The organism is Halomonas flagellata (genome assembly GCF_022487945.1).
Classification (GTDB): Bacteria; Pseudomonadota; Gammaproteobacteria; order Pseudomonadales; family Halomonadaceae; genus Halomonas; species Halomonas flagellata.
The window spans coordinates 16,222-40,234 of the sequence record NZ_JAKVPY010000029.1; the positions used below are offsets into that span (position 1 = coordinate 16,222).

Below are 24,013 nucleotides of genomic sequence, written 5' to 3' on the forward strand. Positions count from 1 at the left end.
GCTGGCACCTTTGGCTGAGCGCCGCTCAGGGCTCGAAGTGTTCCTCGCCGTTGATGCGCTGGCGCACCCGCGAGGTCTCGTAGTAGATCAGCTTGCGGGCGCGGTTCTGGTTGCCCAGGGGGCGGTGCTCGGGCAGGGCGTGCCAGGGGTTGATGGTCAGCTCGCGGGCCAGGCGGTCGCGCTCCGGGGTGTCGAATTCCTGGCGGGGGATGCGCAGCCGGGCCACGGGCACTTCCTCCGAGGTCCAGATCACCGAGGCGTCCTCGATGGGCATGGTCACAGGGTCTTCCTGGAACTGCAGGCGCAGCTCGAACACCACCTCGTCGACCTCGCCCAGGGTGCGCACCATGGCCCGGCGCAGGTAGTCGTCCGGGGCCGGCAGCGGCACCGCTGAGCGGCGCTCGAGCAGGGGCACGAAGCGGTACTTGATCGCCCTGCCCTTGCCGAACAGGTAGGGCACGCAGCTCCAGTAGTTCGCCTCGAAGGGGCTGCCGTGGGCCTTGGCGTAGAGCGCCTGGAGCAGCATGTCGAGGTAGTGGGAGTCGAAGGGGTTGAGGAAGTACCAGATCGGCAGGCCGGCGCCGATCAGCCGCTGCAGCTTGGCGTTCTCGTAGACGTCGGGGGTGGTGAAGGTCGGCGCGCTGATGCCCGAGAAGTCCTGGGTGTGGGCCTCGTCGTCTAGCAGCGTCTCGCCCAGCACGCCGAGCACCTTGACGCCGAGGCTGAGCACGCCGTTGTTGCGGATGTCCGGGGTCACCCGCGGCCCCGGGCCGCCGAAGCGCACCCAGGCCTCGTAGCGGCGCGCCTCGGCGAACAGCCCGCAGCGCAGCTCGTCGGGCAGCTCCAGCACCTCGAACTCGGCGGCGAGCAGGCCGTAGGTCTTGGTGTTGCCGGCGCGCTCGGCGGTGCCCTGGCGGTAGGTGCGCAGCAGGAAGTCGCTCATCTGCTCGGTGATACGCCGGGTGACCTCCTCCTCGCCGGGCAGGCGGCGCTCCTCGGCGATGGCCAGGTCGGCGTCGATGGCGTGCTTGCGCCGGCGCCGTAGGATCCACCCCTGCAGGGCGTCGGTGGCCGGTTGCTGGAGCAGCCGGTCGACGCCGTTGCGCAGCCGGGTGGCGCGCCGCGACAGCGAGACGCCGGTCTCCAGGGCGCGGTTGAGCGTGCGCCCGGTGCGCAGCCACCAGGTATCCGGCAGCAGGGTGGCCGGCGCGGCCGGGGCGCTGATGTCGGAGGTCAGCCGCCGCGGCGGTGCGGCCAGGTAGCGCAGCGCGCGCAGGCCCGGCACGAAGAAGTAGGCGCCGCCATGCACCTGCACGAAGCGCGGCAGGTCGTGGTAACGGCGGCGCACCGGCTCGCCCGGCACGGTGAAGGTCGCCCTGCCCTCGCCCCTTCCGCCGATCAGGGGATCGGTGTCGGCGTGCAGGCCGGCGAAGTTGGCGTTCTCGGCCCAGGTGTGCTGGACGAACTCGAACTGGCGGCTGATATCGGCGTTCAGGCACAGGAAGTGCAGGCCGCGCTCGCCGCCGTCGTTGCCGGCGGCGAGCAGGTCGTCCGGGGCCAGGCTATCTGCCAGCGGCGGCCCGTAGGGGCGGCCACGCCGCAGCAGGCGGTGGCGGCGGTTGATCGCCAGGGAGTCCTCGGTGCCGGGCTTGGGCGGCAGCATGTCGCGGGGGTTGGTGCGCCGGATATGGGCGCCCAGCGGGCACTTGAGCCCGTCGGCGTCCTCGTGATGGTAGCCGAAGTCGTTGTCGGTGCCCTCGCCCGCCGGGCGCTCGGGCGCCTTGACCAGCGGCTCGCCGTCGGGCCAGCGGCCGACCATCCTGGCCGCCAGCGCCAGCCGCGTCTCGCGGTCGGGCGTGGCGGCATCGAGCCACGACCAGAAGCGGTGGACGTCCTGGCCGAGCTGGCGGAACACCAGGTAGCTGCCGTTGCGCCCCAGGTCGTGCAGGTCGCTGTCCTCGGCCACCTCCGGCAGCAGGTTGTCGGGGTCCTCGATGGGGTCGACCAGCGGACGCATGGTGAGCTGGTCGCGGGCGTTGGGGTAGCCGAGGATGAACTCCCCCGGGGCGACCAACTGCCGCGGGTCGTGGCTCGCGCTGACCCCGGCGAGCTTGGGCTGGGAGATGCCGTCACGGAAGCCGAAATGCTCGCGACCGTCGGCCAGCGATCGGCTCTCCAGCGCCATGACCACCTCGATGCCGGCCGCGGCCAGGGCCTGGCGCTGGTCGGCCAGCAGGCCGTCGAGTGCCTCGGGGGTGGCGGCGTAGCCCATCAGCACGGCATGGATCGTCGCCCCCGCCGGACCGCCCCACTGCCAGCGCTCGGGGGCGCTGTCGCCCTCGTCGCCGAGGAGGCGGCTGCGCCGGGGTGAACCGGCGATGCCCTCGCGAAACTCCCGGGAGAAGCCCTTGAGCGCCTGCCACGAGAGTTCCAGGTGCTCCAGGCCGGCCCAGGTGAAGGCGAGGTGCAGGCGGTACCCACCCCCGGGGCGGCCCGCCGCGGCACTCTCGATGCCCGCCGCCACCTCGCCCACCCAGTCGCGGGCGCGCCCCGGCTCGCCGAAGGCCAGCATCAGGAAGCCGGCCTGGGGCAGCTCGCCGTAGCCGCTGAGCACGATGCCCTGGATATCGTCGAGCTCCAGCTCGCTGTCGCTGCGTGACATGCCTAGAACCTCTGCAACCAGGCGCGGCACTGCGCCTCGCTCATGGAGCCGGAGAGCCCGGCGCGGATGGCCGCGTTGTTGGCCAGGTTGACCGCCGTCAGCCCGGCCAGCGCCGGCGCCCGGTACCACACCGCCGTGGGCACCTGGTGGTCCCGGTAGTAGGCCTTGAAGGCCTGCTCGTCGGAGGCGCCGCCGAACAGCAGGAAGCGGGTGCGCGGCCAGCCCTCGCCGTTGCTGAACACCAGGTTGAGGCCGAAGGCGACGCGCTCGATGAAGTCGTCCTGGTAGCTCTCGGGGCTGCCGTCGAAGTTGCTGAAGAAGTACACCCGCTCGCCCTCGTCGATGATCACCCAGCGGGCGAAGTGGATGGTATCGATCTCGGCGAGCTTGCCGCGGTAGAAGACCCGCGAGGCGGCGAGCTGCAACAGCCACAGCGCCAGGTGCAGCACCACGCGCCGGAAGGGCCCCGCCTGGATATGGCCCACGGCGGAGAGCTGGTTGTGCACGCCGCGGTCCTCGTCGGTCTCCAGGGTCTGCACGTGCTCGTCCCGCGGGCGGCGGTTGTGGGGGGCGTTGGCCATCTCGTGCAGGCGCAACAGCAGCAGCGCCAGCAGGGTCAGCGGCAGCAGCAGGATGGCCAGCGCCAGCCCGGCCAGGGCGATGGCGCCCAGCAGCAGCCAGCCCCCGAGCCAGCGCCAGCGGTCGGGGCCGGGGGCGGGGGTGAGCGCCTCGCGCAGGTCGTCACGCTCGCCGACGAAGCGGATCAACGCCCGGCGCACCGTCGCGGGGGTAGTGTCCTGCCAGTCGCCCGCGTCCAGGTGGCGCTGCAGGGCCTCGTGCAGGCGCGCCTCCAGGCTCACCTGGGCCAGGCTGCGGCCCAGCGTATTGATGTAGAAGGCGCCCACCCGCTGGCGATGATCGGCGAGATAGGCGCGGGTCTGCGCCTCGGAGGCGTCATCGGGAAAGTCACGGCAGTGGGACAGCAGCTCGCGCAGGCCCGGCCCGCCGACCACGACGAGCTCGTGCAGGTGGGACTCGAGGTCGCCGTCGACATTGGTGGTCAACACCAGTTGGGGCGGGTAGCGGCGCCCGCCGCGGCGGTGGGCCTCGGGGAGCAGCACCAGCCGGGCGAAATGCACCCCTTCGAGGCGGGCGAAGGGCAAGACGGCGTTGCCGCCGGGGTCCGCGCGCAGCCGCTCGAGCAGGCCCTGCAGCGGGGCCTCGTGCCCGGGGCGCACGGCCATGACCAGGTTGAGGGCTGATTGGGTGATCATCGTTCCATCCTTAGACGTTGTCCGAAAACCGCCTGCGCTCGGTGCCCGGTCCGCCGCTCTTCCGATGCCGGCGTAACCCTTTCTTCCCGCAGTCTAGTCAGACTTGAACTTGACGTCCCCCTCCCTGCGCTGCTGTCGCTGCTCGGAAGTGGATTCCCTTGCGGGTGCCGGCCGATCGCTCGGCAGGCCGGTTCCTGCTGCTGACCGCCTACACGGTTCACTTCACAGGCGCAACGGGCGCGTCCCGCCCTGATAAGTGTGCGTGGGCACGCGCCAGTACATTGCGGGCGCCCACTACATCGGCATTGGTCGAATAGCCACAGGACTGACAGTGGAAACGCGCCTGGGTGACGCGGTTTCCTGCATCCACATGCTGACACTCGGGGCAGGTCTGGCTAGTGTGGCGCGGTGGCACCACCTCCAGCAACCCGCCGCGCCAGGCCTGCTTGTAGGCCAGTTGGCGGCGGAACTCGAACCAGCCCTGGTCAAGAATTGCCTTGTTGAGTCCTGCTTTCTGCTTGACGCGCTTGCCCGGTACCTCCTGGGTGCCCTTGGCAGAGGCCGTCATGTTGGCCACCTTCAAGTCCTCGATCGCAATCATGGCGTGGCTTTTGCTGAGTCGCGTCGAGAGCTGGTGCAGGGTGTCACAGCGGGCGCAGGCCGCCCGGTGATGCAGGCGGGCGATACGCGCCTTCTGCGTCTTCCAGTTCTGCGAGAACTTGGCCTTGTGCTTGAGTCGGCGCTGCGCCTTGGCGAGGCGCCGTTCGATATGCCGAAAGCTGTTGCGGCCGGCGTAGTGCTTGCCATCGGAGTCCGTGACGAAGTGCGCCACGCCCATATCCAGGCCGATGGCGGTGACGGCGGGGTGTGTCGGCACCTTCACCTCATACTCGATTAGGAAGCTGATAGACCAGTCGCCACCATCCAAGCCGACGGTGCAGTTCTTGATCTTGCCGACTGTCGGTGGCATCTCGCGGTTGAGCGCGAACTCGACCTGCCCACGCTCTGCCGTAGGAAGGAAGGGGCGTCGCTTGCGAGACTGCCGGGATTGGCGAAAGCCCACCCAGCCAAGCCCGGCCGGCAGCTTCACTTCCCGATGGCCCAGGGCGCAGTATTTGGGGAAGTTGACAAAGCGGATGCTGTCCCGCGACTTGCCCTTCTTCTTGAAGCTGGGCGGCTCGGCATCCAGTTCCGGGGCGAAATACCGCTGCCAGGCGGTATCCAGATCCCGTAGCTTCTGCTGAAGGTTGTCGGTGTAGGCCTCGGTGAGAAAGGCAAGATCGGGCTGACGCTTCCAGGCGGTCAGCCAGCCGGCCATCGTGTTGTAACGCGGTACAGACTCACCGCGCTCGCGGGTCGCTTGGCATTCCGCTAGCGCCTTGTTCCAGACGAATCGGGAATGACCGGCCAAGACGCGCAGCCTCGCCGCCTGCTCTGGCGTCGGGTCGAGGCGATACTTGAAGCCGATCTGGCGCTTCATGAGTGCTTCCACATGGGCAGCTGGATATATATCCAGGTTAGTGAATACCGCTACAGGCTGCAAGGTGAGCCTTGCGGCTCACGCCGTATTCACCCCACAGCTTGGTCGCTATAGGTACCCTGCGGCTTCAGGATGGCAGCGTAAGAAATCCGTTGACTATACTTCCTGCGTCTCATCGCCGATCGAGGAGGAAGCGCGCCCGGAGCCCCGCTCCCCGGCGCGCTTCCCCAGGGAGGATTACCGGCATGTCACCTTCGCTTCCATGCGCCCCGCCACCCGTCACAGGGTCCCCTTCTTTCCACCCCTCGCTACGGCACCACGGCCGACACGGCCTCGCCGCCATGGCCCTGCTGGCATGGCTGGCGGCCCCCGGCGCCGGGCTCGCCGCCGACGAGGCAGTCGCGCCCCACCCCGAGGCCGACAAGCCCTCCTGGCTGGACACCTGGTCATCGCTACGCGCCTGCAAGCGCCTGGTGGCCGGCGGCCTGCGCGAGGTGCCCGACGACCGGGCCGACCGCTTCCTCGGCAAGGTGCAGGAGGACACCGCCCTGTGCCGCGGCGGCAAACGCGCCCTGGAGGCCCTGCGCCGCGACACCCCCTGGGTCGACTGGCAGCACTACTGGGCCACCGGCGACGGTGCCTCGCGCAACGCCAACTACGACGACGGCTGGATTCGCCCCCTGGTCGGCGGGCTCGGCGAGCGGGTGCACCTCAACCCCAACGACCGCGGCATCGACGGCGCCCTGATGGACCTGGAGTACCAGCGGGTCGAGCTGATCAAGTTCAACCTCTTCGACAACGCCACCTACCGCGACTATGTGCAGGGCCGGGATGGCGCCCCCGGCACCACCCTGACCCGGTGGGACGCCATGCGCCTGCCGCCGGAGCACCCCGAGTACCGGGCCGTGGGCGGCGACGGCGAGCAGCGGTGCCGGGGCGAGCTGATCCGCCACCGCACCCTGACCGGCATCTGCAATGACCTGCGCAACCCCCTGATGGGCTCGACCGGCACCCTGTTCGCCCGCAACGTCGAGTTCGACGAGACCTTCCCCGACGCGGGCCACACCGACCTGGCCCGGGCCCGCCACGGCGACCGGCTCGACCTGATGACCCCCGACCCCCAGCGCATCAGCCGGGAGCTGTTCACCCGCGAGCAGTCGCGGCCCGAGCTATGCAACCAGGGCCGCGGGCTGCCCGGCCACTCGGCCGAGGCGCACTGCGACTATCACCAGGCCCCCTTCTTCAACGTGCTGGCGGCCTTCTGGATCCAGTTCATGACCCACGACTGGTTCTCGCACCTGGACGAGGGTGCCAACGACGCCTCGACGCTGCAGTCGGCGGGGTGCGACCTGCCTGCCGACGAGGCCGCCGGCCTCGGCTGCCGCCCCGATGACGCCTTCCAGCCCAGCCTGGTCGCCCAGAGCGACGCCCCCCAGGCCTTCGAGCACCAGGGCGAGCGCTACCTGACACGCGCCCACCGCACCTTCAATAACAACGTCACCGCCTGGTGGGACGCCTCGCAGATCTACGGCTACGACGAGGTGAGCGCCAGCCGCGTCAAGCGCGATCCCGAGGACCCCGCCCGCCTGCAGCTGGTGGCGGAGGAGCCCGGCGAGCAAGGCTATCTGCCGCGCTTCGGCCACGGCTGCGACGTCGCGCCCGACGACGAAGATTGCGACCGCATCCACCCCGCCTGGGCCGGCCAGGAGGCCACCGCCTTCCCCGACAACTGGACCGTCGGCCTGGCCTTCTACCACAACGTCTTCGCCCGCGAGCACAACGCCTTCGTCGACGCCTTCCGCGAGCAGGCCGCCGCCACCCCGGACGCCGACTCGGGGCTGCGCGACCCGGCCGAGCCGGCGCGGGTGATCCGCTACCGGGACGTCACCGACGACGAGCTCTTCGAGGCCGCGCGCCTGGTGGTCGCGGCGATGATCGCCAAGATCCACACCATCGAGTGGACCCCCCAACTGCTCTACGACGAGCCGCTCTACCGTGGCATGAACTCCAACTGGAGCGGGCTCTTCCACGAGCACGCCTTCGTCGAGAGCGCCCTGTCGCGGGTGCTCGACCGGCTGCGCGACGCCGACGACGACCGCCATGCCAACGCCTGGTACTCGGTGCTGGCCGCCGGCCCCGGCATCTTCGGCTTGGGCAGCGAACGCTACGCGGATGGCTCGCTGTTCGCGAAGCTGCGCGGTGGGCGCGAGGACATCTGGTCGCTGGAGAACCCGGACCACGTCAACGGCGGCATCAACCACTTCGGCTCGCCGTTCAACTTCCCCGAGGAGTTTATCACCGTCTATCGCCTCCACCCGCTGGTCCCCGACCTGCTCGAGGTGCGCGACCTCGACGCGCCGGACCGGGTCCACAAGAAGGTGCCGGCGCTGGAGGGGTTCCGTGCCGGCGCCAGCGACCTGCTGCACGACGAGGGCCTCGCCGACTGGGCCCTGAGCATGGGCCGCCAGCGCCTGGGCCTGCTGACCCTGGGCAACCACGGCCAGTTCCTGCAGAACCTGGACATGCCGCACCTGGGCACCGACACCGGCAAGCTGGACATCGCCGCGCTGGACATCATCCGCGACCGCGAACGCGGCGTGCCACGCTTCAACGAGTTCCGCCGCCAGTACGGCCTCAAGCAGTTGACCGGCTTCGACGACTTCATCGACACCAGTCTGCCGGAAGACTCCGCCGAGCGCCGGCGCCAGGAGGCGCTGGTGGCGAAGATGCGCGAGGTGTACGGCCAGCACGTCTGCGATGCCGACAAGATCATCTCCCACGCCCAGCGCGACGCCGCGGGCCGCTACCCCGACGACTGCCTGGGCCACCCCGACGGCACCCTGGTGGACAACATCGAGGACGTCGACGCCGTGGTCGGCTGGCTCGCCGAGCCGGTGCGCCCCCACGGCTTCGCCATCTCCGAGACCCAGTTCGTGGTGTTCATTCTCAACGCCTCGCGTCGCCTGTTCAGCGACCGCTTCTTCACCTCGAGCTTCCGCCCCGAGTTCTACACCCAACTGGGCCACGACTGGGTGATGCACAACGGCCCCGACGGCGTGGTGATGGAGACGGCCACCAGCAACGGCCACCGCCAGCCGGTCTCGCCGCTGAAGCGGGTGCTGCAGCGCACGGTGCCGGAACTCGCCGCGGAGCTCGACCCGGTGGTCAATGTCTTCGACCCCTGGGCGCGGGAGCGCGGCGACTACTATTCGCTGGAGTGGGCGCCCCGCCCGGGGGCCGAGAACGATGATGCCTTCGCCCGCTAAGCGCGCCGCCGGGGCACTGGCCCTCGCCCTCTGGCTCGGGCTGGTCGCCGGCTGCAGCGACGACCCCGGGCTCGCCCTGGGCGAGGAGCGCATCGACCCCGAGGAGGCGGCCCTCGAGCGGGCCATGACGGCGCGGATCCTCGAGATCGGCCAGCGCCACCGGGCGGCCGGCGAGGCCATCCCGCGCTTCAACCAGCCCAAGACGGTGGCCTGCGCCCGCGCCACCTTCGAGATTCCGCCCCACACGGGCGAGCTGGCCCGGGGACTGTTCGCCGAGCCCGGCGAGTACGCGGCCCTGCTGCGTTTCGCCAATGCCACCCGGCAGGACGACCGCGAGAAGGACCTGCGCGGCCTGTCGGTGCGCCTCGCCGGCGTGAAGGGTGCCGAGGGCGTCGACGGCACGCGCGGCCGCCAGGACTTCCTGTTCAACAGCCACCCGGCGCTGTTCGCCGGCACCCCCGAGGACTTCCACCGCTTCGTCTCGGCGGTGGCCGATGACCGCCTCTGGTGGTACTTCCTCAACCCCTTGGCGCCGCAGCCGAAGTCGCTGTGGATCGCGCTGCGTGCCCGCAGCCAGCCCGACAGCCCCCTCGCGATCGGCTACTACAGCACCACCCCCTATCGCTACGGCGACGACGAGACCTCGGCGGTGAAGTATGCCGTGCGCCCCTGTGACGGCACCGGCGGGGCGGCGGCGAACGGCGATGGCGCGGACGGCGACGACCCCGACTACCTGCGCCACGCCATGGCCGCGCAGCTGGCCGAGGGCGAGGCCTGCCTGACCTTCATGGTGCAGTTCCAGACCGACCCCGACAGCATGCCCATCGAGGACGCCTCGGTGACCTGGGACGAGGACGCCTCGCCCTTCCGGCCGGTGGCGCGGCTCACCCTGCCGCCCCAGGAGATCGACGACCCGGACGCCCTGGCGCGCTGCGAGTCGCTGGTCTTCAACCCCTGGAACACCCACCCGGCCCACCGCCCCCTGGGCGGCATCAACCGCTTGCGTCGCGACATCTACCAGGCCGCGGGCGAGCTGCGCACCACCCACAACGCGACGCTCTCGGCCCCCGAGACGCCCTGACGGCAAGGAGCAAATGCGATGAGCACCACCGTGCAGCAATGGCTGGACATGCCCCGGGAGCAGCTTGACGACCTCTACCGGCGGGCCGAGCCGGGCGCGATCCCCAACGGCGACACCCGCGGCACGCCCATCGTCACCGGCAGCCCCCTCGCCCGGGCCTACGCCCACTTCGCCCGCCTGTTCGCCTGGCAGGGCAAGGTGTTCGACATGTTCGCCGAGGACGGCTCGGCCGGGGTGCTGGTCAACAAGGTCACCCCGCTGAGCCTGAGCTTCGTGGTCGCCAAGGTCTATCGGGCGCCGAGCTGGATGGACGACCGGGAGACCATCGTCATCGACTACTCGAGCACCTCCTTCTTCTTCAGGGCCGTGCGCGACGAGATCCGCGAGGTCGAGCCCGGGGTCTACCTGGGCAAGGTGTGGCTGGGCAAGACCCGCATCCTGGACTTCGCCCTGGAGTACAAGGCCTAGACTGTCTGCGCTCGGTCATCATCTGCCCCGGCAGGGAGGGACGCCATGGACCAGTATCTCAAGGTCGTATTTCCCACCCGGCGCCACGTGTGGATCGACGGCGCGCCAGCGGGCTGGACCAACAAGGTGTGCCAGGTCGAGACGGGCCATCACGTGGTGACGCTCAGTCCCACCCACCCGAACTTCCAGCCCGAGCAGTTCGACCTGCTGGTCACGGGCACGCGCCCGGATGCCCCCCTGATCCTCGAATTCACCCGCAAGGACGCAGGTACATGAGACACGTCACCCTCGCCTGGATGCTGGCGGCGACTCTGCCGCTGATGCCGCTCGCCGGCTGCGCCGCCTTTCCCGAGACCCGACCGCTGGAGCGGGTCGATGCCGCGACGGGCTACCGCTACGCCAACCTGGCGGACGCCGGCCAGGACGAGGACCTGTTCGTGATCCTCACCTTCTCCGGCGGCGGCACCCGCGCCGCGGCGCTCGCCCATGGCGTCCTGGAGCGCCTGCGCGACGCCTGGGTGGAGATCGACGGCGAGCGGCGCAACCTGCTCGACGAGGTCGACGTCATCTCCTCGGTGTCGGGGGGCAGCTTCACGGCGGCCTATTACGGCCTGCATGGCGACGCCCTCTTCGATCCCGAGGGGCGCTTTCACCGCAACTTCCTCTACCGGGACGTCGAGGCCAGGCTAAAGGGCCAGCTGTTCAACCCCTACAACTGGGCGCGGCTGGCATCAAAGACCTTCGGCCGGATCGACATCGCCGACGAGGTCTACCAGGACCTGCTGTTCGACGACGCCGACTTCGGCGACCTGACGGCCCGGGGCCGCAAGCCCTTCCTGCTGATCAACGCCACCGACATGGCCAAGGGGTCGCGGTTCACCTTCGTGCAGTCCCAGTTCGACCCCATGTGCGCCGACCTGGACCGCGTGACCCTCTCCCGCGCCGTGGCGGCCTCCTCCAACTTCCCGGTGGCGTTCACGCCCCTGGCCCTGAACAGCTACCCCGGCCGGTGCGACTACCGGGAGCCGGCCTGGGTCGCGGCCGGCCTGCGCGACCTGGAGGCGAATCCGCGGCGCTACTACCGGGCCCGCAGCCTGCGCGACTATCAGGCGCCCGAGCGGCGCTACGTGCATCTCCTGGACGGCGGCGTCGCCGACAACATCGGCCTGCGCTACCCGCTGACTGCCATCCGCTCCACCGACGTGCCCTGGAGCGTGCTGCGCAAGATCAACCTGGAGCAGATCGACAAGCTGGTGGTCATCGTCGTCGACGCCAAGACCCAGCAGGTGCCGGACTTCGACACCTCGCCCCGGGCGCCAGGGCTGACCCAGGTGGTGAGCAACATCGCCACCACGCCCATGGCCAACTACTCCTTCGATACGGTCGAGCTGCTGCGCCAGACCCTGCGCACCCGAGCCGACGCCCAGCAGGTCTCCCGGGAGACCGCCCCACCCGACGAGGCGCTGCACCGGGTCGAGCTGTATCGCATCTACGTCGGCTTCGACCAGCTCCAGGACGAGGCGCAGCGGGAGCGCTTCCTGAGCCTGCCCACCACCTTTCGCCTGCCCGCCGGGGAGGTCGATGACCTGCGCCGGATCGGCGGCGTCCTGCTGGAGCGCTCGCCCTGCTTTCAGTCGCTGGTCGGCGGCCACTACGACGAACCGGCCTGCGTCCAGGGCGTGCCCTCGCCCTCCCCCGGCGCGGCGCCTTCGTCCTGAGCGAGAAGCGGGCCGGAATCGACAGGCCCCGCCGGAACGGCTCAGCGCTGGTCACGCAGCCGGAAGACGTTCGAGCCCTGGACACGGTGCATGAGGATCTCCACCAGCAGGGTGCGATGCGGCTGGAAGAAGTCCGCCAGCAAGGCCACATCGAGGTGAAGGTCATCAATGTCCTCATCGGCGAAGGTGCGAAAGCCGACGGGGGTCTGTGCCTCTGCTCGTGTATCCAGCATGGGCTCGGCGGTGATCGACATGCCCAGATCGGTGCCGGCCCGGGTCACCTCCTCGTGCAGCCTGGCCGTGTCGATGTAGAAGCTGCGATAGGCGTTGTCGTCCCGATAAGCATGCACTTTCTGAATGGCCTTCCCGTGGATGGCCCTTGCCAGGGCACCACCATCCCGACGGTCGTCGCGAGGATCGTAGAACTCGATCATGTAGTCGGTGACCGGCACCCCGAACTGGTCGGCGACCAGCACCAGGGTGTTCTGGAAGCCGGCCTTGCCCCGACGCCCCCCCGGGGCACGGGTCAGGTCCAGATTGGCCCGTTCGCAGTCATCGCAGAAGGCCTCGAAATCCGCGTCCTCGACAGTCAGCGCCCGGGCGATGAGCGAAAGCGCCTCCTGCTGGCCCTGGCCAAGCCGGCTGGCAGCGGCGTCGAGCTTGATGGTGGAGTGGTTGAGCCCGTCGAGGATACGAAAGGCCGTCCGTCCCACGGAAAGTCGCCATCCTGCCATCCGCGGCACCGTGACCCGCCGCCCGTCACGTTCCTGCTCGTCGAAGGCGATGTGCCCCATGGCGCAGTTCAGGTTGGCGGTCGAGATCCGCACCGTGCCGTCACCCCCCTCCTCGTTGGCCACCGAGCGGATGCCGCCATAGCCCGTGTTACCCACCAGGACGGTACAAAGCGTTCGGCCGGGCGCGTACATGCCGATGCCGTCATCGGTGAAGCGGTCGCGCAGGGCCAGCCCCCAGGTGAAGGGGCTGGCCAGTTCCAGCCCTTTCAGGAGCCGGGCTCCGGTCTCGAACACCGATTGGCCATCCTGGCGATTGAAGAAGCCGTTGGCGACGCGCCCCAGCATGGAGCGGCCGATGTGCGCCAAGGGCGACCCGAAGTTGGCCGGGGCGAGCATCACCAGGTGCTTGACCGGGGAGGCATCGGGCGGGAAGTGACGCGACAACCAGTCGCGAATCACCAGGCCCCCAGTGGAATGCACGATGACGTCCACGCTGGCCACTTCACGGGGCAACCGGTGCTCCGTCCAGGCCCGTTCCAGGGCGGCCTGGAGGTCGTCGAAGCGCAGGGCGTCATCCTTGGAGAGGTAGTCGCCGATGGCGACCCGGTAGATCTGGATGTCGGCCAGTTGTCGCCTCAAGTGGCGAGCCAGGTTGTCGAGGGAATCGCCGGTATCGTTCCAGCCATGCAGCATGATCAGTGGGCGCTCGGCCATGTGCTTGCCTCCCTGTCGGTGGCCGCCCTGCCCATGCCGGGCGGGCGCCTCGTCTCGTCCGGGCCGGCGCCTAGACGCCAGTTTCCCTACAGATTAGTCGAGATCGCGCCACTCCCGGAGGGCCCGACGAGGCGTCACATGCAGGTGACGCGAAGCGCTAGCCGGGCCGGATGTCGTCCCGGCGGGGCAAGGTGGGGCTGGGCAAGACCCGCATCCCGGGCTTCCCCCTGGAATACAAAATCTTGGTTATGTCTGAAAGTCGACGAGCGATGGTCAGGGCTAGGCCCGTTCCCTACGGGCCCACGCATTTCCCACATCCGTGTGGGTCACAAGGCAAAAATCGGCGACAAATCGTCAGGATTGACGATTTGGGAAGCTCCGCTGCTCGAAGAGCGAGCGACAGGGATGCCGCGAGTCCAAAGCGGAGTTTACGGGGTGTAAATGAGTACTTTGAGCTGATTTTTAACGCCGTATGGCCGAGCGCAGGAACTTTCCGGCCTGGACAAAGCCGTGAAGGATTTTTTCGCTTCAACTTCGGAATAAGCAAGTCATCTTATGATTTAAGCCCCTCTTTGCTGTGGTTTTGAAATAGTTCTTACTATAGATAGCATCCGGGCGCCAACAGGCGCCCGGCACAACATTTACATATTGTTTTTACGCCACTCTGCAACGTCGTTTTCGACCTTACCCTTGTCGAAGTCGTTAGCCGCCGTTATGAAGCGTGGCTCAAGGAATGAGCTCACATCATGGTTCTCACTGAGCTCATCAACACGAATCATCTCAGCTTGGACTTTTTCCCAGGAATCCGGACGAAGTTCACCAAATCGCTCAGTAACGGGGTAGTTGAGAGGCATCGCACCATCAAGGTAGTTTTGACCGAATTCAGGGTTTTGCCACTCCTCAGGCACGGCCTCGGCCATCATAGAAGCAATAACTTCTTCATCGACAGAAGTAACATAGGCACCTTTAGACCAAGCTCTCAAAAACCCCTCATAGAGGTCGCCCATTTCCTCAATTTTATCTTCAAGGACCACGAAAGAGTTAGCTGGAGTTTCAGCCATTTCTTTTGGAGTGATATCAAGGAGGGTGAGGCCATTCGCCTGCAGAGCAATCCAGTCAGGCAATGCTCCGGCAATAGCTGTTACCTGCTCTTTCTTAAGAGCATTCGCTAATGTTGGTCCTCCATCACCTAGTACCACCATGTCTACATCATCAAGACTATGGCCAACGTGATTTAGTGTCATGGCAAGTGTGGCACGATCACGGTCGGTTACGAGCCCTACCGTAGTCCCAACCAGGTCCTCGATACCGTTAACATCAAGGTTATCAGAAGTAACAACGCCTTCAGGTGCTGTCTGTTGCGCTTCGTAAATGACTTTAAGGGTAGTGCCAGCATCGACAGCCTGGTAGGTCTGAGGACCGTCTAGCATAGCGATGTCAGCATTTCCATTCGACAGGAAAGATACATAAGGCACAGTAGTTGCAGACGGCAGAAGGTTAACCTTAACACCTTCATCTTTGAAATAGCCTAGTGCCTCACCGACCACCAGCGGGTAGAAAAGGTTGGATCTCGGCGTGGGCATAATTAGGTCTATTTCGGTAACTTCTTGAGCTGTAACAGTGGAGCTTACAGCGATAGTGCTACAGAGTGCAGCTGTTAGTATGAGCGGCTTACGGATCATGGTTAGCACCTCTTTGGTTTATTGCTCTGCTTATGCGTTGCGTTTTGCTGCAACAGCTTGGAATGGTGAACCGGTGTTATTATTTTTTTTCTTGTAATTTTCATATTTACGTTTGCTTATTTCATTTAAGCGTTCGTCATGGCGCCAGTAGACAATTTTATTGTCAGCCCATTCTGTAATGGCGAAAAGGATAAGCCCCATTAAGGTTAAAAGAAGAAGCGCAGCAAATGAAGCCGACATGTTCAATGCAAATGTAAATCTTTGCATGAGCACACCTAAACCTTGACTTGCTGAGATAAACTCACCAACAATCGCGCCAATAAGCGCCATGGACACAGCAGTCTTAAGCCCAGCCATGATCATTGGCATAGCATTAGGGAGCATAGCCTTCAGAAAAATTTGACGTTTACTCGCACGAAGTGATCGAAACATCTCTAGCACATCGGAGTCGACATCGAGAAGTCCTGTTAAAGTATTAACAAAGGGAGGGAAAAAGCAGACCAGGGCTGCAATGCCGATCATGGGTGTAGTACCAAAGCCGAGCCAAGCGATTATGACTGGCGCCAATGCGATTCGTGGCGTAACTTGAAGAGCAACGATATATGGCGATATGTAACGCCGAAAAGGAGTGGACAGTGCTGCTGCTATGGCCAATGAAACACCAAAAATAGATCCAATGATAAATCCAACAACTGCCTCATAGAGAGTTATACCAAAATGGCTCCATACTAAGCCGCTACTAATAGCTATATCCCAAGTAGCTGCAACTATTGAAGAAGGAGAAGGAAGAACCAGAGGATCTATCCAGTTTATAGCGACCAAAGCTTCCCAAACGAGCATTAAAGAAACTAGCAGTGCTATATGACGCACGCTGCGGCTAGCTACAGTGCCTTTTTTATCACTGTTTAGAGTATTGGAGCCCATTACTAAACCTCCTCAACGCCGAGTATGGAACGAACATGACCGATCATGTCATTAAACTCTGGATCCCGCATCAGGCTGATATCACGGGGCCGACCAAACGGCACCTTGACAACATCTGCGAGACGGCCAGGTCGTGGCGTCATCACCATTACATAATCGGCAAGGAAGATAGCTTCTGCAATGTTGTGAGTTACAAACACAGCCGTCGCATTTACTTCCCTAACAATACGGGAAAGCTCGATATTAAGGCGCTCACGGGTGAACTCATCGAGCGCACCAAATGGCTCGTCTAGCAGTAGAATATCAGCACCTATATTGAGTAATCGTGCTAGTGCAACACGTTGTTGCATACCGCCAGAGAGTTGGGTTGGAAAGTTAAAACAAAAATCGTCTAGCCCTGTTAGCCGGAGGAGGTCCATAGCCCGCTCGGCATCATCCTCGGTTGGCTTACGCTTGAGCTGAGTGGGTAATAATACGTTATCTAGTGAAGTTTTCCATGGCAGCAATGTTGGCCGCTGAAACATCACACCAACATCTTCTCGGGGGTCTTCTACCTCTCGCCCGTGAACAGTTAGCGAACCAGAAGTCTTAGGAATCAGCCCAGCCATCATGCGTAAAAGTGTAGATTTTCCGCAGCCACTGGGACCAACAATGGAAACGAAAGACCCGGCCGGAATTTCGAAGTTGGCGCCCTCTACTGCAACCACATCACCAAAGCATTTTTCTACCGCACGACCCTGTATAGCAATGTTCGCTTCAAATGATTCTGGTTTATCTAACGGCTCTGCTTGTGCTTGTAACACGGCGATTTCTCCTGTTGTATTTATGATATTGCCGCGTCGAACCATAGCTGGCTCAACGCTTCTCCCTAGTTTAGACGGCGTTTGGATACATTATCTCGATACCAATCGAAATCCGGACGCTCATCAGTAGATACCATGACACTTTTAACATCAAAGTGCTCATCAAAAGATTCTGTTCCGCCTTCACGACCTATACCTGAGAGTTTGACTCCTCCCCAAGGGGAAGCTGGATCAAGTCGATGATGATCATTGATCCAGACAATGCCGCAGTTGAGTTTGGCAGAAACTCGGTGGGCACGATGCACGTCGCGAGTACGGACCGCTCCGGCAAGGCCGAAAGGGGAGTCATTAGCAATCCTAAGTGCCTCCTCCTCTGTCTCAAAAGGAGTAATACTAGTAAACGGACCGAATACTTCTTCTTGAAAAATTGTCATCGTGGGTGTGACATCAGCGAATACAGTTGGTTCGACAAAGTAACCTTTTTCTAACCCTGGCGCATCCGGAATCCGGCCACCAGCTACTAGTCTCGCGCCATCCTGATGCCCAGCTTCAATATATTTCATTATACGCTGACGTTGTTTCTCGGATATAACAGGTCCGAGTTGCGTGCCAGGTTCCGAAGGATCCCCAATACGAATGGAAGTTGTTTTTTTCGCCAACTTTTCAACAAATTCGTTATAAATGCTTTTATGTACAATGTGCCGACTACCACAAATACAAGTCTGTCCAGCTCCGACGAAGGCGCTAAAGGCTGCATAGTTGACGGCTTGGTCTACATCAAAATCATCAAACACTAATACGGGGGTTTTCCCACCTAATTCTAATGTTTGACTTGCAAAGTTTTTTGCAGCAAGGCTGCCGGCAATTTGGCCAGCCTCTGTGCCGCCGGTCAGCACTAGTTTATTAAGACCTGGGTGAGAGGAAAGCGCTTTTCCAGTCGTATGACCTAGACCTGTTACAACATTAAACACTCCTGACGGAAGGCCTGCATCGCTAAATATTTCAGCAAGCTTGAAAGTAGTCAGAGGAGTATATTCCGATGGTTTAACTACAGTAACGCAACCAGAAGCCAAGACTGGTGCCAAGCTCTTACAAAGGATCATAAGCGGATGGTTGAAGGGGGTGCAGTTACCCACCACCCCAAGCGGAGTACGTAGCGTATAGTTAAGGTAATCCCCCTCTACAGGAATTACAGAATCTCTACGTGCCAGCGCTAGACCAGCATTATAGCGAAAAAAATCCGGTAGACGGCTGACCTGGGCTCGTGTCTCATTTATAGGACGGCCATTATTAACTGTTTCTAATTGGTAGAGTTCATCTATACGCTCTTCCATCGCATCAGCTAACTTATTCACTAGTCGGGCTCTGGCCCGTACTGATAAGCCGCCCCATTCAGGACTCTCGAACGCTCGTCGCGCGCTTTTCATGGCTCTATCAACATCCTCTTCTTGAGCATGTTGGATACAAGCGATTACCTCACCTGTAGAAGGGTTTCTTACCTCAATAAGTTCATCTGAAGTTGCGTCAACCTCTCTACCGTCGATGTAAAGGCCTCGAATAGGAATCTGCTGGTCCAATCCAACGGGCGTTTCAGTGTTAATAGTTTCCATAATATTTGTTAACTCCTTATCAATGACGCATACTAAGGGATAATCATATTCCACTCTAGCGCTTTTATTACCCTTTTCTCTGCTTCTTCGACATGGCTTCTAGCAAGACGACATGCTAGTCGACCATTTCTATCTTGCATAGCATCAATAATTTCGCAATGCTCGTTTACCAACTCTTGGGGTTCGCGCCCCTGTATCACGCTGAGGCTTAGATATATCAAACGCCCCATATGGTCTATAAGCGTGCGCGAAGTTTGAGCCATACGGGCATTGCCAGAGCATGCTGCTACCGCTGAATGAAAGTCGTTGTTGTATTTAATAAAGTCGTCGGCAATATTTTCTGTACTAGTAAACTGTCGAAACTGGTCGAGTCTCTTCAAGTCAGTATCGCTTGCGTGCCGGACAGCCTCCTTAATGCAACCGCTTTCCATAACAGTTCGGAACACAAACATATCTTTTGCATCCGCTAATGAAATTGGTGTCACTCGGTATCCCTGCCTTGGCTCGACAGACACCAGCCCCTCCCTCTCAAGTTTCTGCAAAGCATCCCGCACAGGCGATTTGCTTACCTCAAAACGGGTCGCGAGCTCTTTCTCCCGCAGCTCTTCCCCAGGCCTGAGGCTGCAGCTCAGGATCTCTCTCCGAAGCGTCTTATGCACCTGTTCACGGATCAGGCCTGTCTTGGGTTCTGCTGAGCTTGGTGTGCTATGTAGTGCTTCCATGGCTTTCGTGATATCTCAGGAACTGTGACCTTGAGTATAGACACATATCTTGCGCCATGTCTAGCTTTCTTTATCATGCTGATATATATGGTTTATTACCGTAGTGGCCAACAGGTAGACACGTTACGTGAGATTCTTGATGTATTTTTTATGTGGATTTTTGATCTCTGGTATCCTAGATTGCCATGGGGCGACTCGTTCTGATGTTGCCGATAGACACGACCGAGGACCACAATGTCAACAATCAAGACCGGAAATGGGGTAACGATTGAGTATGCTCAGGTTGGGCAGGGGCACGACCTTGTGATGCTGCACTCGTTACTGACAGATAGAAGCGCTTACGATCGCGTACTACCTGCGCTTGTACACAATTACCGAGTGACGCTATTTAGCCTTCCTGGCTTCGGTGCCTCCTCCCCTGTCGAGTGGGGAATCTGGAACTATGCTGATTGGATCGCTATTGCCTTCGAAGCCCTCAACCTACCGCAAGATACTGATGTGGTTGGTAATGGCTTCGGCGGTTTTGTAGCTAGCGCCTTTGCAGCGAGATACGGGCAGCGCTGCGGACGCTTACTATTAGCGGATACTGGGGCAAAATTCCCTGAAGCAGGGCGGGACGCTTTCCGCAGTATGGCGGCTATGGTTGAGCAGGGGGGAATGGAAGCCGTTTTAGAAGCCTCTGCTCGTCGCCTTTTTACAGAGGACTATATCGAGGCTAATCCTGAATTGGTAAATGCATGCCGCTCGGTGCTACTCCGCACTGATCCCCAAGCTTTCATCACTGCTTGCCAGACTTTGGCTAGTCTCGATCTTAGATCTTCACTTCCAGAAGTTCGTAATGAGGCACTAGTTATTGCCGGTGAGTACGATGTTGCGACTCCACCTCCCATATGCCAAGAATTAGCCGAATATTTGCCAAATGCTCGTTATCATGAGATTTCCGACTGCGCCCATGCTCCTCAGATTCAAAAACCCCAACAGTTCCTGGAGCTTATTGAGACTTTTTTTTAAACAACCAAGTTATATATAAGATATTTTTAATATTGCAGCTTCTTATCCTGGCGTAGCAAGATCTTATGCCAGCCTTAGAATAACAAGCAAGTTATTGGAGAGATTGATGGATGCCAACAAGAATGACGTGACAACATTGAAGCATTTTATTGCAGGCGAGCCTGACATCACGGGAGAGAGTTTTAGTGACGTTTATGATCCAACTACAGGGAGAGTCATTGGACGTGTCCCAATGGCAGGTCGCGATACGGTAGAGCGTGCAATTTCCAGCGCAGCAGCAGCCCTTTCTAATTGGTCTAACCAAACACCACTACGCCGTGCCCGCGTGATGTTCCGCTTTAGGGATCTTCTTGAGCGCCACGCTGATGAGCTTGCAGCGCTTATAACCAAGGAGCACGGAAAAGTATTGTCAGATGCACGCGGTGAAGTTACCCGTGGCATAGAAGTAGTTGAGTTCGCATGTGGGATACCCCATTTACAGAAAGGAGAGTTCTCCGAGCAGGTCGGTAACGGCATTGACAGTTATTCCATGCGTCAGCCATTAGGCGTATGTGTGGGGATTACCCCTTTCAATTTTCCGACCATGGTCCCGATGTGGATGTTTCCCATTGCCATAGCTTGCGGAAATACTTTTGTACTCAAGCCTTCGGAACGAGACCCTTCTGCAAGTCTTTTGATGGCTGAATTGTTACATGAGGCTGGGCTGCCTGCTGGGGTCTTTAACGTAGTGCAGGGTGACAAAGAGGCGGTAGATATACTTATTTCCGACCCACGTGTCGAGGCAATCAGCTTTGTGGGCTCAACCCCTATTGCCGAATATATTTATTCCACGGGTGCCGCCCATGGTATGCGCGTGCAGGCACTAGGTGGTGCGAAGAACCATTCGATAGTCATGCCTGATGCCGACCTGGATTTGGCCGTCAATAACGTGGTTGGAGCAGCTTATGGCTCGGCTGGTGAACGTTGCATGGCAATCTCAGTCGCTGTGGCAGTGGGCGATATTGGAGATGCACTAACCAAGAAACTTGCTGAGCGCACCCGTCTGTTAAAGGTAGGTCCAGGAACAGCTCCGGATATAGAAATGGGGCCGTTGGTTACTCGGCAGCATTACGAACGAGTCAGCAACTACGTTAGCATTGGTGTAAGCGAAGGGGCTGAGCTTGTGGTTGATGGACGTGATTGTCACATAGAGGGTCATGAGAAAGGGTTCTTCTTAGGTGGTTGCCTTTTCGATAACGTCAAGCCTTCTATGCGCATTTACAAAGAAGAGATTTTTGGTCCAGTTCTGGCAATTGTACGTGTTCCGGACATGGAGAGTGCAATTCAACTCATCAATGAAAACGAATTTGCCAATGGCACGACAATTTTTACCCGCAATGGAAACGCCGCTCGTGAGTTTGTACGGCGCATTCAGGTTGGCATGGTAGGTGTCAATGTACCTGTTCCGGTACCCATGGCCTTCCATAGCTTCGGCGGTTGGAAGCGCTCCTTGTTTGGTGATCATGGCGTGCACGGCATGGAAGGGGTCCGCTTCTATACACGTCAAAAGACCGTAACAGCTCGCTGGCCTAATGACATTCCCGAGGCGAATGCCTTTATGATGCCAACCAATTAATAAAATTTAACAATCATTGTATGTAAGGGCGCATATTGATTTTTTAATCATGCGCCCTCGTCGTAAAAATACCACGGGGTCGCTTAAAAGATTTTCATAAAATAAATTAGCATTTATCCAACGTCTAACCAATATCTACGAAGGAGCTACAATCTTGGATATCACATGGTGGTTGGCTTACCTAGCCTTGGGCAGTTTCGTTGGCCTAATGGCAGGCCTGCTTGGTATCGGCGGCGGTGGAATCATGGTACCGGTCCTGACATCGTTGTTTGTCTTTCAAGGTATCCCCCATGAGCACATAGCCCACCTAGCCTTAGGCACGTCGATGGCTGCCATTATACCTTCCGCAGCGGCTAGCTTGTGGTCCCATCACCGTCATGGTGCGGTACATTGGAATATCGTACGCTTTATCACGCCGGGCATCTTAGCTGGCACCTTCCTCGCCACCTTTGTCGCCGCATTCGTACCCACCCGTGGGTTGGCGCTTTTCTTTGCCTTTTTTATGGCCTTGATGTCTCTTCAGATGGTAGTCAATATCAAACCCAAGCCCTCCCGAGGGTTGCCGGGACCTGTCGGAGTTGCCAGCGTTGGGCTGGGGATTGGCGGTGTCTCTGCGCTGGTGGCAATCGGTGGAGGCTCCTTAACGGTGCCATTTCTGACTTGGTGTAATATTAAGGTGACCCATGCTATAGGCACGTCGGCGGCTATTGGTCTTCCTATAGCGCTAGCAGGCGCACTGGGCTACACCCTCAATGGCTGGGGCGACGATGGCTTGCCTGCCGTTGCCTTGGGTTATGTCTATTTACCTGCCCTACTGCTTATGGCCCCATTCAGTATTTTTACTGCTCCCATTGGGGCAAAGCTTGCCCACCTCTTGCCAGTAACTATCCTTAAGCGGGTTTTTGCCTTTATGTTGTTAGCCTTAGCAATCCAGATGCTAGCCGCTGTATTTTAATAACCACTCATTCTATTGTAATAAAATATGGCTTTAAATAAGTGTAATTTTAAGTATGACCATCTCTCTAGGGATGGGCGCTCTCCGAGATCTTTTCTAAATCGCACGAAATGGAGGCTACTTGGCCGGAGCTCTCTACCTGGATTAAGGGAAGTCTCGCGTTAGCGGACATAAGCGTTTTATCCATAATGGATCTGCCCCAGTGGCTCCCCAACGGCAGCATAGTCAAGCGTGGTAACAGTCGCATTGAGGGCTCTCATAGCACCCAGCAGCGCTAGCGGCTGGCTTAGCCAGCGTAACGCCTTTTTCTGGGCAAGATCATTCGTAGCGTCCTGCCATACCTCACCTATGCTGCTACGGCATATGTTAGATTGGAACATTATACTTTCTGACAAAACCTTGTGTCTCTCCGGGGATCGCCCGGCAGATAGGCACCGGTCACGATGCGGTAGGCCTCGGAGGTGTTGTCACCGGGGATGCCGTCGACGCGCAGGAAGATGCCGGGGAAGGTGTTCAGCCAGCGCTGCAGGTTCTCGGCACGCTTGGCATCGGCCGCGCGGCGGGTGCTGTGGCGCGATACCAGCGGCTCGGGCTCGGCGGGCTCCGCATCCGTGGCGGCATAGAGGGTGACGCGGGGCTGGTCGGTGAAGTCCACCAGCCCCTTCTCGGCCATGCGCCGCAGCACCACCGCCGCGCCGCACTGCCTGGAGACCGCGGTATCGGACCAGCGGCCGTCGGCCACGTACTTGCCCCGCTCGTAGTGCTCGGAGAAGCTCCAGAGATAGGGCGACAGCACTTCCGGGTGGTGGCGCCGATAGCCCCAGCCGTTGTACTTCTCGAGCTGGAAGAGCGTGCCCGCCAGGCTCCAGTCCGTGCGCTCGCCCAGCCGCTTGAGCGCCATGGCGTCGGCGGCGCTCTCCTCCCAGGTGAAGGGCGGTGAGCCCTGCGTGGGGCGCCCGGCGGGCACCTGGACGGTGCGTGCGGTGAGCGGGTCGCCGTTGTGCAGGTGGCAGTTGAAATTACCGCCGGACTCCATGTTGTGGACCAGGGCGACGAAGCACCAGGGCACGCCCCGGCGCGCCGCCACGGCCTCGTAGCGCGAACGATGCTGGATGAGCTTGTCGATGGTGCGCTCGACCTGCGCCATGCGCTCGGGGCGAATGCGACAGCTCTCGAATAGCCGCTCATACTCGCGGCGCAGCCCCGCGTTCAATGTGATCGCCATGGGACCTCCCGGAGCGGGCTCCCAGTCCGACACACCGCAAGCCCGGAGCCCTGGGGCTTAATGGATCAG

The 24,013-nt window shown here is 61.2% G+C and carries 18 protein-coding genes; 8 read left to right on the forward strand and 10 right to left on the reverse strand.

Annotated elements, in window-relative coordinates; all coding sequences use genetic code 11:
• Window positions 1–25: 25 nt before the first annotated feature.
• From MKP05_RS18620 to MKP05_RS18630, 3 genes are all read right to left on the reverse strand, one after another.
• Entirely contained in the window at window positions 26–2,662 is a 2,637-nt protein-coding gene (locus MKP05_RS18620) for a Dyp-type peroxidase (RefSeq protein WP_240569640.1), read from the reverse strand.
• A gap of 2 nt (window positions 2,663–2,664) precedes the next feature.
• Window positions 2,665–3,936, reverse strand: coding sequence for a hypothetical protein (locus MKP05_RS18625; protein ID WP_240569641.1), 1,272 nt, complete (start codon window positions 3,934–3,936; stop codon window positions 2,665–2,667).
• A 217-nt stretch (window positions 3,937–4,153) separates the two neighbouring features.
• Window positions 4,154–5,416 carry an RNA-guided endonuclease InsQ/TnpB family protein gene (locus MKP05_RS18630; protein WP_240569642.1) on the reverse strand — a complete coding sequence of 421 codons (1,263 nt, stop codon included), beginning with the start codon at window positions 5,414–5,416 and terminating at the stop codon, window positions 4,154–4,156.
• 341 nt (window positions 5,417–5,757) lie between these two features.
• Here MKP05_RS18630 and MKP05_RS18635 point away from each other — a divergent pair, with 341 nt between their 5' ends.
• The 5 genes from MKP05_RS18635 to MKP05_RS18655 are packed head-to-tail and all read left to right on the forward strand — an operon-like array spanning window position 5,758 to window position 11,949.
• On the forward strand, window positions 5,758–8,682 hold the full coding sequence (locus MKP05_RS18635) for a peroxidase family protein (protein ID WP_240569643.1): 2,925 nt from the start codon (window positions 5,758–5,760) through the stop codon (window positions 8,680–8,682).
• Window positions 8,666–9,763, forward strand: a complete 1,098-nt coding sequence (locus MKP05_RS18640; protein WP_240569644.1) for a catalase family protein — start codon at window positions 8,666–8,668, stop codon at window positions 9,761–9,763. The genes MKP05_RS18635 and MKP05_RS18640 overlap by 17 nt, the downstream gene beginning before the upstream one ends.
• 18 nt (window positions 9,764–9,781) lie before the next feature.
• Window positions 9,782–10,231, forward strand: a complete 450-nt coding sequence (locus MKP05_RS18645) for a hypothetical protein (RefSeq protein WP_240569645.1) — start codon at window positions 9,782–9,784, stop codon at window positions 10,229–10,231.
• 45 nt (window positions 10,232–10,276) lie between these two features.
• A complete protein-coding gene (locus MKP05_RS18650; RefSeq protein WP_110285498.1) occupies window positions 10,277–10,507 on the forward strand; it encodes a hypothetical protein in 231 nt (76 codons plus the stop codon).
• Complete coding sequence (locus MKP05_RS18655) at window positions 10,504–11,949, forward strand: patatin-like phospholipase family protein (protein ID WP_240569646.1); 1,446 nt, start codon at window positions 10,504–10,506, stop codon at window positions 11,947–11,949. The genes MKP05_RS18650 and MKP05_RS18655 overlap by 4 nt, the downstream gene beginning before the upstream one ends.
• Window positions 11,950–11,990: 41 nt before the next feature.
• Here MKP05_RS18655 and MKP05_RS18660 read toward each other — a convergent pair whose 3' ends face one another.
• From MKP05_RS18660 to MKP05_RS18685, 6 genes are all read right to left on the reverse strand, one after another.
• Window positions 11,991–13,397 carry an esterase/lipase family protein gene (locus tag MKP05_RS18660; protein ID WP_240569647.1) on the reverse strand — a complete coding sequence of 469 codons (1,407 nt, stop codon included), beginning with the start codon at window positions 13,395–13,397 and terminating at the stop codon, window positions 11,991–11,993.
• Between the two features lie 641 nt (window positions 13,398–14,038).
• On the reverse strand, window positions 14,039–15,079 hold the full coding sequence (locus tag MKP05_RS18665) for an ABC transporter substrate-binding protein (RefSeq protein ID WP_240569648.1): 1,041 nt from the start codon (window positions 15,077–15,079) through the stop codon (window positions 14,039–14,041).
• Window positions 15,080–15,109: 30 nt separating this feature from the next.
• Window positions 15,110–16,003 (reverse strand): ABC transporter permease, encoded by an 894-nt coding sequence (locus MKP05_RS18670; protein ID WP_240569649.1) that lies wholly within the window; start codon window positions 16,001–16,003, stop codon window positions 15,110–15,112.
• A gap of 2 nt (window positions 16,004–16,005) precedes the next feature.
• Window positions 16,006–16,806 carry an ABC transporter ATP-binding protein gene (locus MKP05_RS18675; protein ID WP_240569650.1) on the reverse strand — a complete coding sequence of 267 codons (801 nt, stop codon included), beginning with the start codon at window positions 16,804–16,806 and terminating at the stop codon, window positions 16,006–16,008.
• Between the two features lie 65 nt (window positions 16,807–16,871).
• Window positions 16,872–18,470: an aldehyde dehydrogenase gene (locus tag MKP05_RS18680; protein ID WP_240569651.1), complete on the reverse strand. Its 1,599-nt coding sequence runs from the start codon at window positions 18,468–18,470 to the stop codon at window positions 16,872–16,874.
• Window positions 18,449–19,138: a GntR family transcriptional regulator gene (locus MKP05_RS18685; RefSeq protein WP_240569652.1), complete on the reverse strand. Its 690-nt coding sequence runs from the start codon at window positions 19,136–19,138 to the stop codon at window positions 18,449–18,451. Before MKP05_RS18685 ends, MKP05_RS18680 begins: the two co-directional genes overlap by 22 nt.
• A gap of 234 nt (window positions 19,139–19,372) precedes the next feature.
• Here MKP05_RS18685 and MKP05_RS18690 point away from each other — a divergent pair, with 234 nt between their 5' ends.
• The 3 genes from MKP05_RS18690 to MKP05_RS18700 all read left to right on the forward strand — a co-directional run bounded on the left by MKP05_RS18690 (window position 19,373) and on the right by MKP05_RS18700 (window position 22,719).
• Complete coding sequence (locus tag MKP05_RS18690; RefSeq protein WP_240569653.1) at window positions 19,373–20,149, forward strand: alpha/beta fold hydrolase; 777 nt, start codon at window positions 19,373–19,375, stop codon at window positions 20,147–20,149.
• 127 nt (window positions 20,150–20,276) lie between these two features.
• Entirely contained in the window at window positions 20,277–21,764 is a 1,488-nt protein-coding gene (locus MKP05_RS18695) for a CoA-acylating methylmalonate-semialdehyde dehydrogenase (protein ID WP_240569661.1), read from the forward strand.
• 154 nt (window positions 21,765–21,918) lie between these two features.
• Entirely contained in the window at window positions 21,919–22,719 is an 801-nt protein-coding gene (locus MKP05_RS18700) for a sulfite exporter TauE/SafE family protein (RefSeq protein WP_240569654.1), read from the forward strand.
• Between the two features lie 379 nt (window positions 22,720–23,098).
• Here the strand turns inward: MKP05_RS18700 and MKP05_RS18705 are convergent, their stop codons facing one another.
• Complete coding sequence (locus MKP05_RS18705) at window positions 23,099–23,944, reverse strand: hypothetical protein (RefSeq protein WP_240569655.1); 846 nt, start codon at window positions 23,942–23,944, stop codon at window positions 23,099–23,101.
• Between the last annotated feature and the right edge of the window lie 69 nt (window positions 23,945–24,013).

What these genes read in the sequence shown, in the direction of transcription:
- MKP05_RS18670 (WP_240569649.1), bottom strand. Translation starts at nt 16,003, where the DNA reads ATGGGCTCCAATACTCTAAACAGTGATAAAAAAGGCACTGTAGCTAGC.
- MKP05_RS18645 (WP_240569645.1), top strand. Translation starts at nt 9,782, where the DNA reads ATGAGCACCACCGTGCAGCAATGGCTGGACATGCCCCGGGAGCAGCTT.
- MKP05_RS18625 (WP_240569641.1), bottom strand. Translation starts at nt 3,936, where the DNA reads ATGATCACCCAATCAGCCCTCAACCTGGTCATGGCCGTGCGCCCCGGG.
- MKP05_RS18655 (WP_240569646.1), top strand. Translation starts at nt 10,504, where the DNA reads ATGAGACACGTCACCCTCGCCTGGATGCTGGCGGCGACTCTGCCGCTG.
- MKP05_RS18705 (WP_240569655.1), bottom strand. Translation starts at nt 23,944, where the DNA reads ATGGCGATCACATTGAACGCGGGGCTGCGCCGCGAGTATGAGCGGCTA.
- MKP05_RS18690 (WP_240569653.1), top strand. Translation starts at nt 19,373, where the DNA reads ATGTCAACAATCAAGACCGGAAATGGGGTAACGATTGAGTATGCTCAG.
- MKP05_RS18630 (WP_240569642.1), bottom strand. Translation starts at nt 5,416, where the DNA reads ATGAAGCGCCAGATCGGCTTCAAGTATCGCCTCGACCCGACGCCAGAG.
- MKP05_RS18635 (WP_240569643.1), top strand. Translation starts at nt 5,758, where the DNA reads ATGGCCCTGCTGGCATGGCTGGCGGCCCCCGGCGCCGGGCTCGCCGCC.
- MKP05_RS18665 (WP_240569648.1), bottom strand. Translation starts at nt 15,079, where the DNA reads ATGATCCGTAAGCCGCTCATACTAACAGCTGCACTCTGTAGCACTATC.
- MKP05_RS18660 (WP_240569647.1), bottom strand. Translation starts at nt 13,397, where the DNA reads ATGGCCGAGCGCCCACTGATCATGCTGCATGGCTGGAACGATACCGGC.
- MKP05_RS18640 (WP_240569644.1), top strand. Translation starts at nt 8,666, where the DNA reads ATGCCTTCGCCCGCTAAGCGCGCCGCCGGGGCACTGGCCCTCGCCCTC.
- MKP05_RS18685 (WP_240569652.1), bottom strand. Translation starts at nt 19,138, where the DNA reads ATGGAAGCACTACATAGCACACCAAGCTCAGCAGAACCCAAGACAGGC.
- MKP05_RS18620 (WP_240569640.1), bottom strand. Translation starts at nt 2,662, where the DNA reads ATGTCACGCAGCGACAGCGAGCTGGAGCTCGACGATATCCAGGGCATC.
- MKP05_RS18650 (WP_110285498.1), top strand. Translation starts at nt 10,277, where the DNA reads ATGGACCAGTATCTCAAGGTCGTATTTCCCACCCGGCGCCACGTGTGG.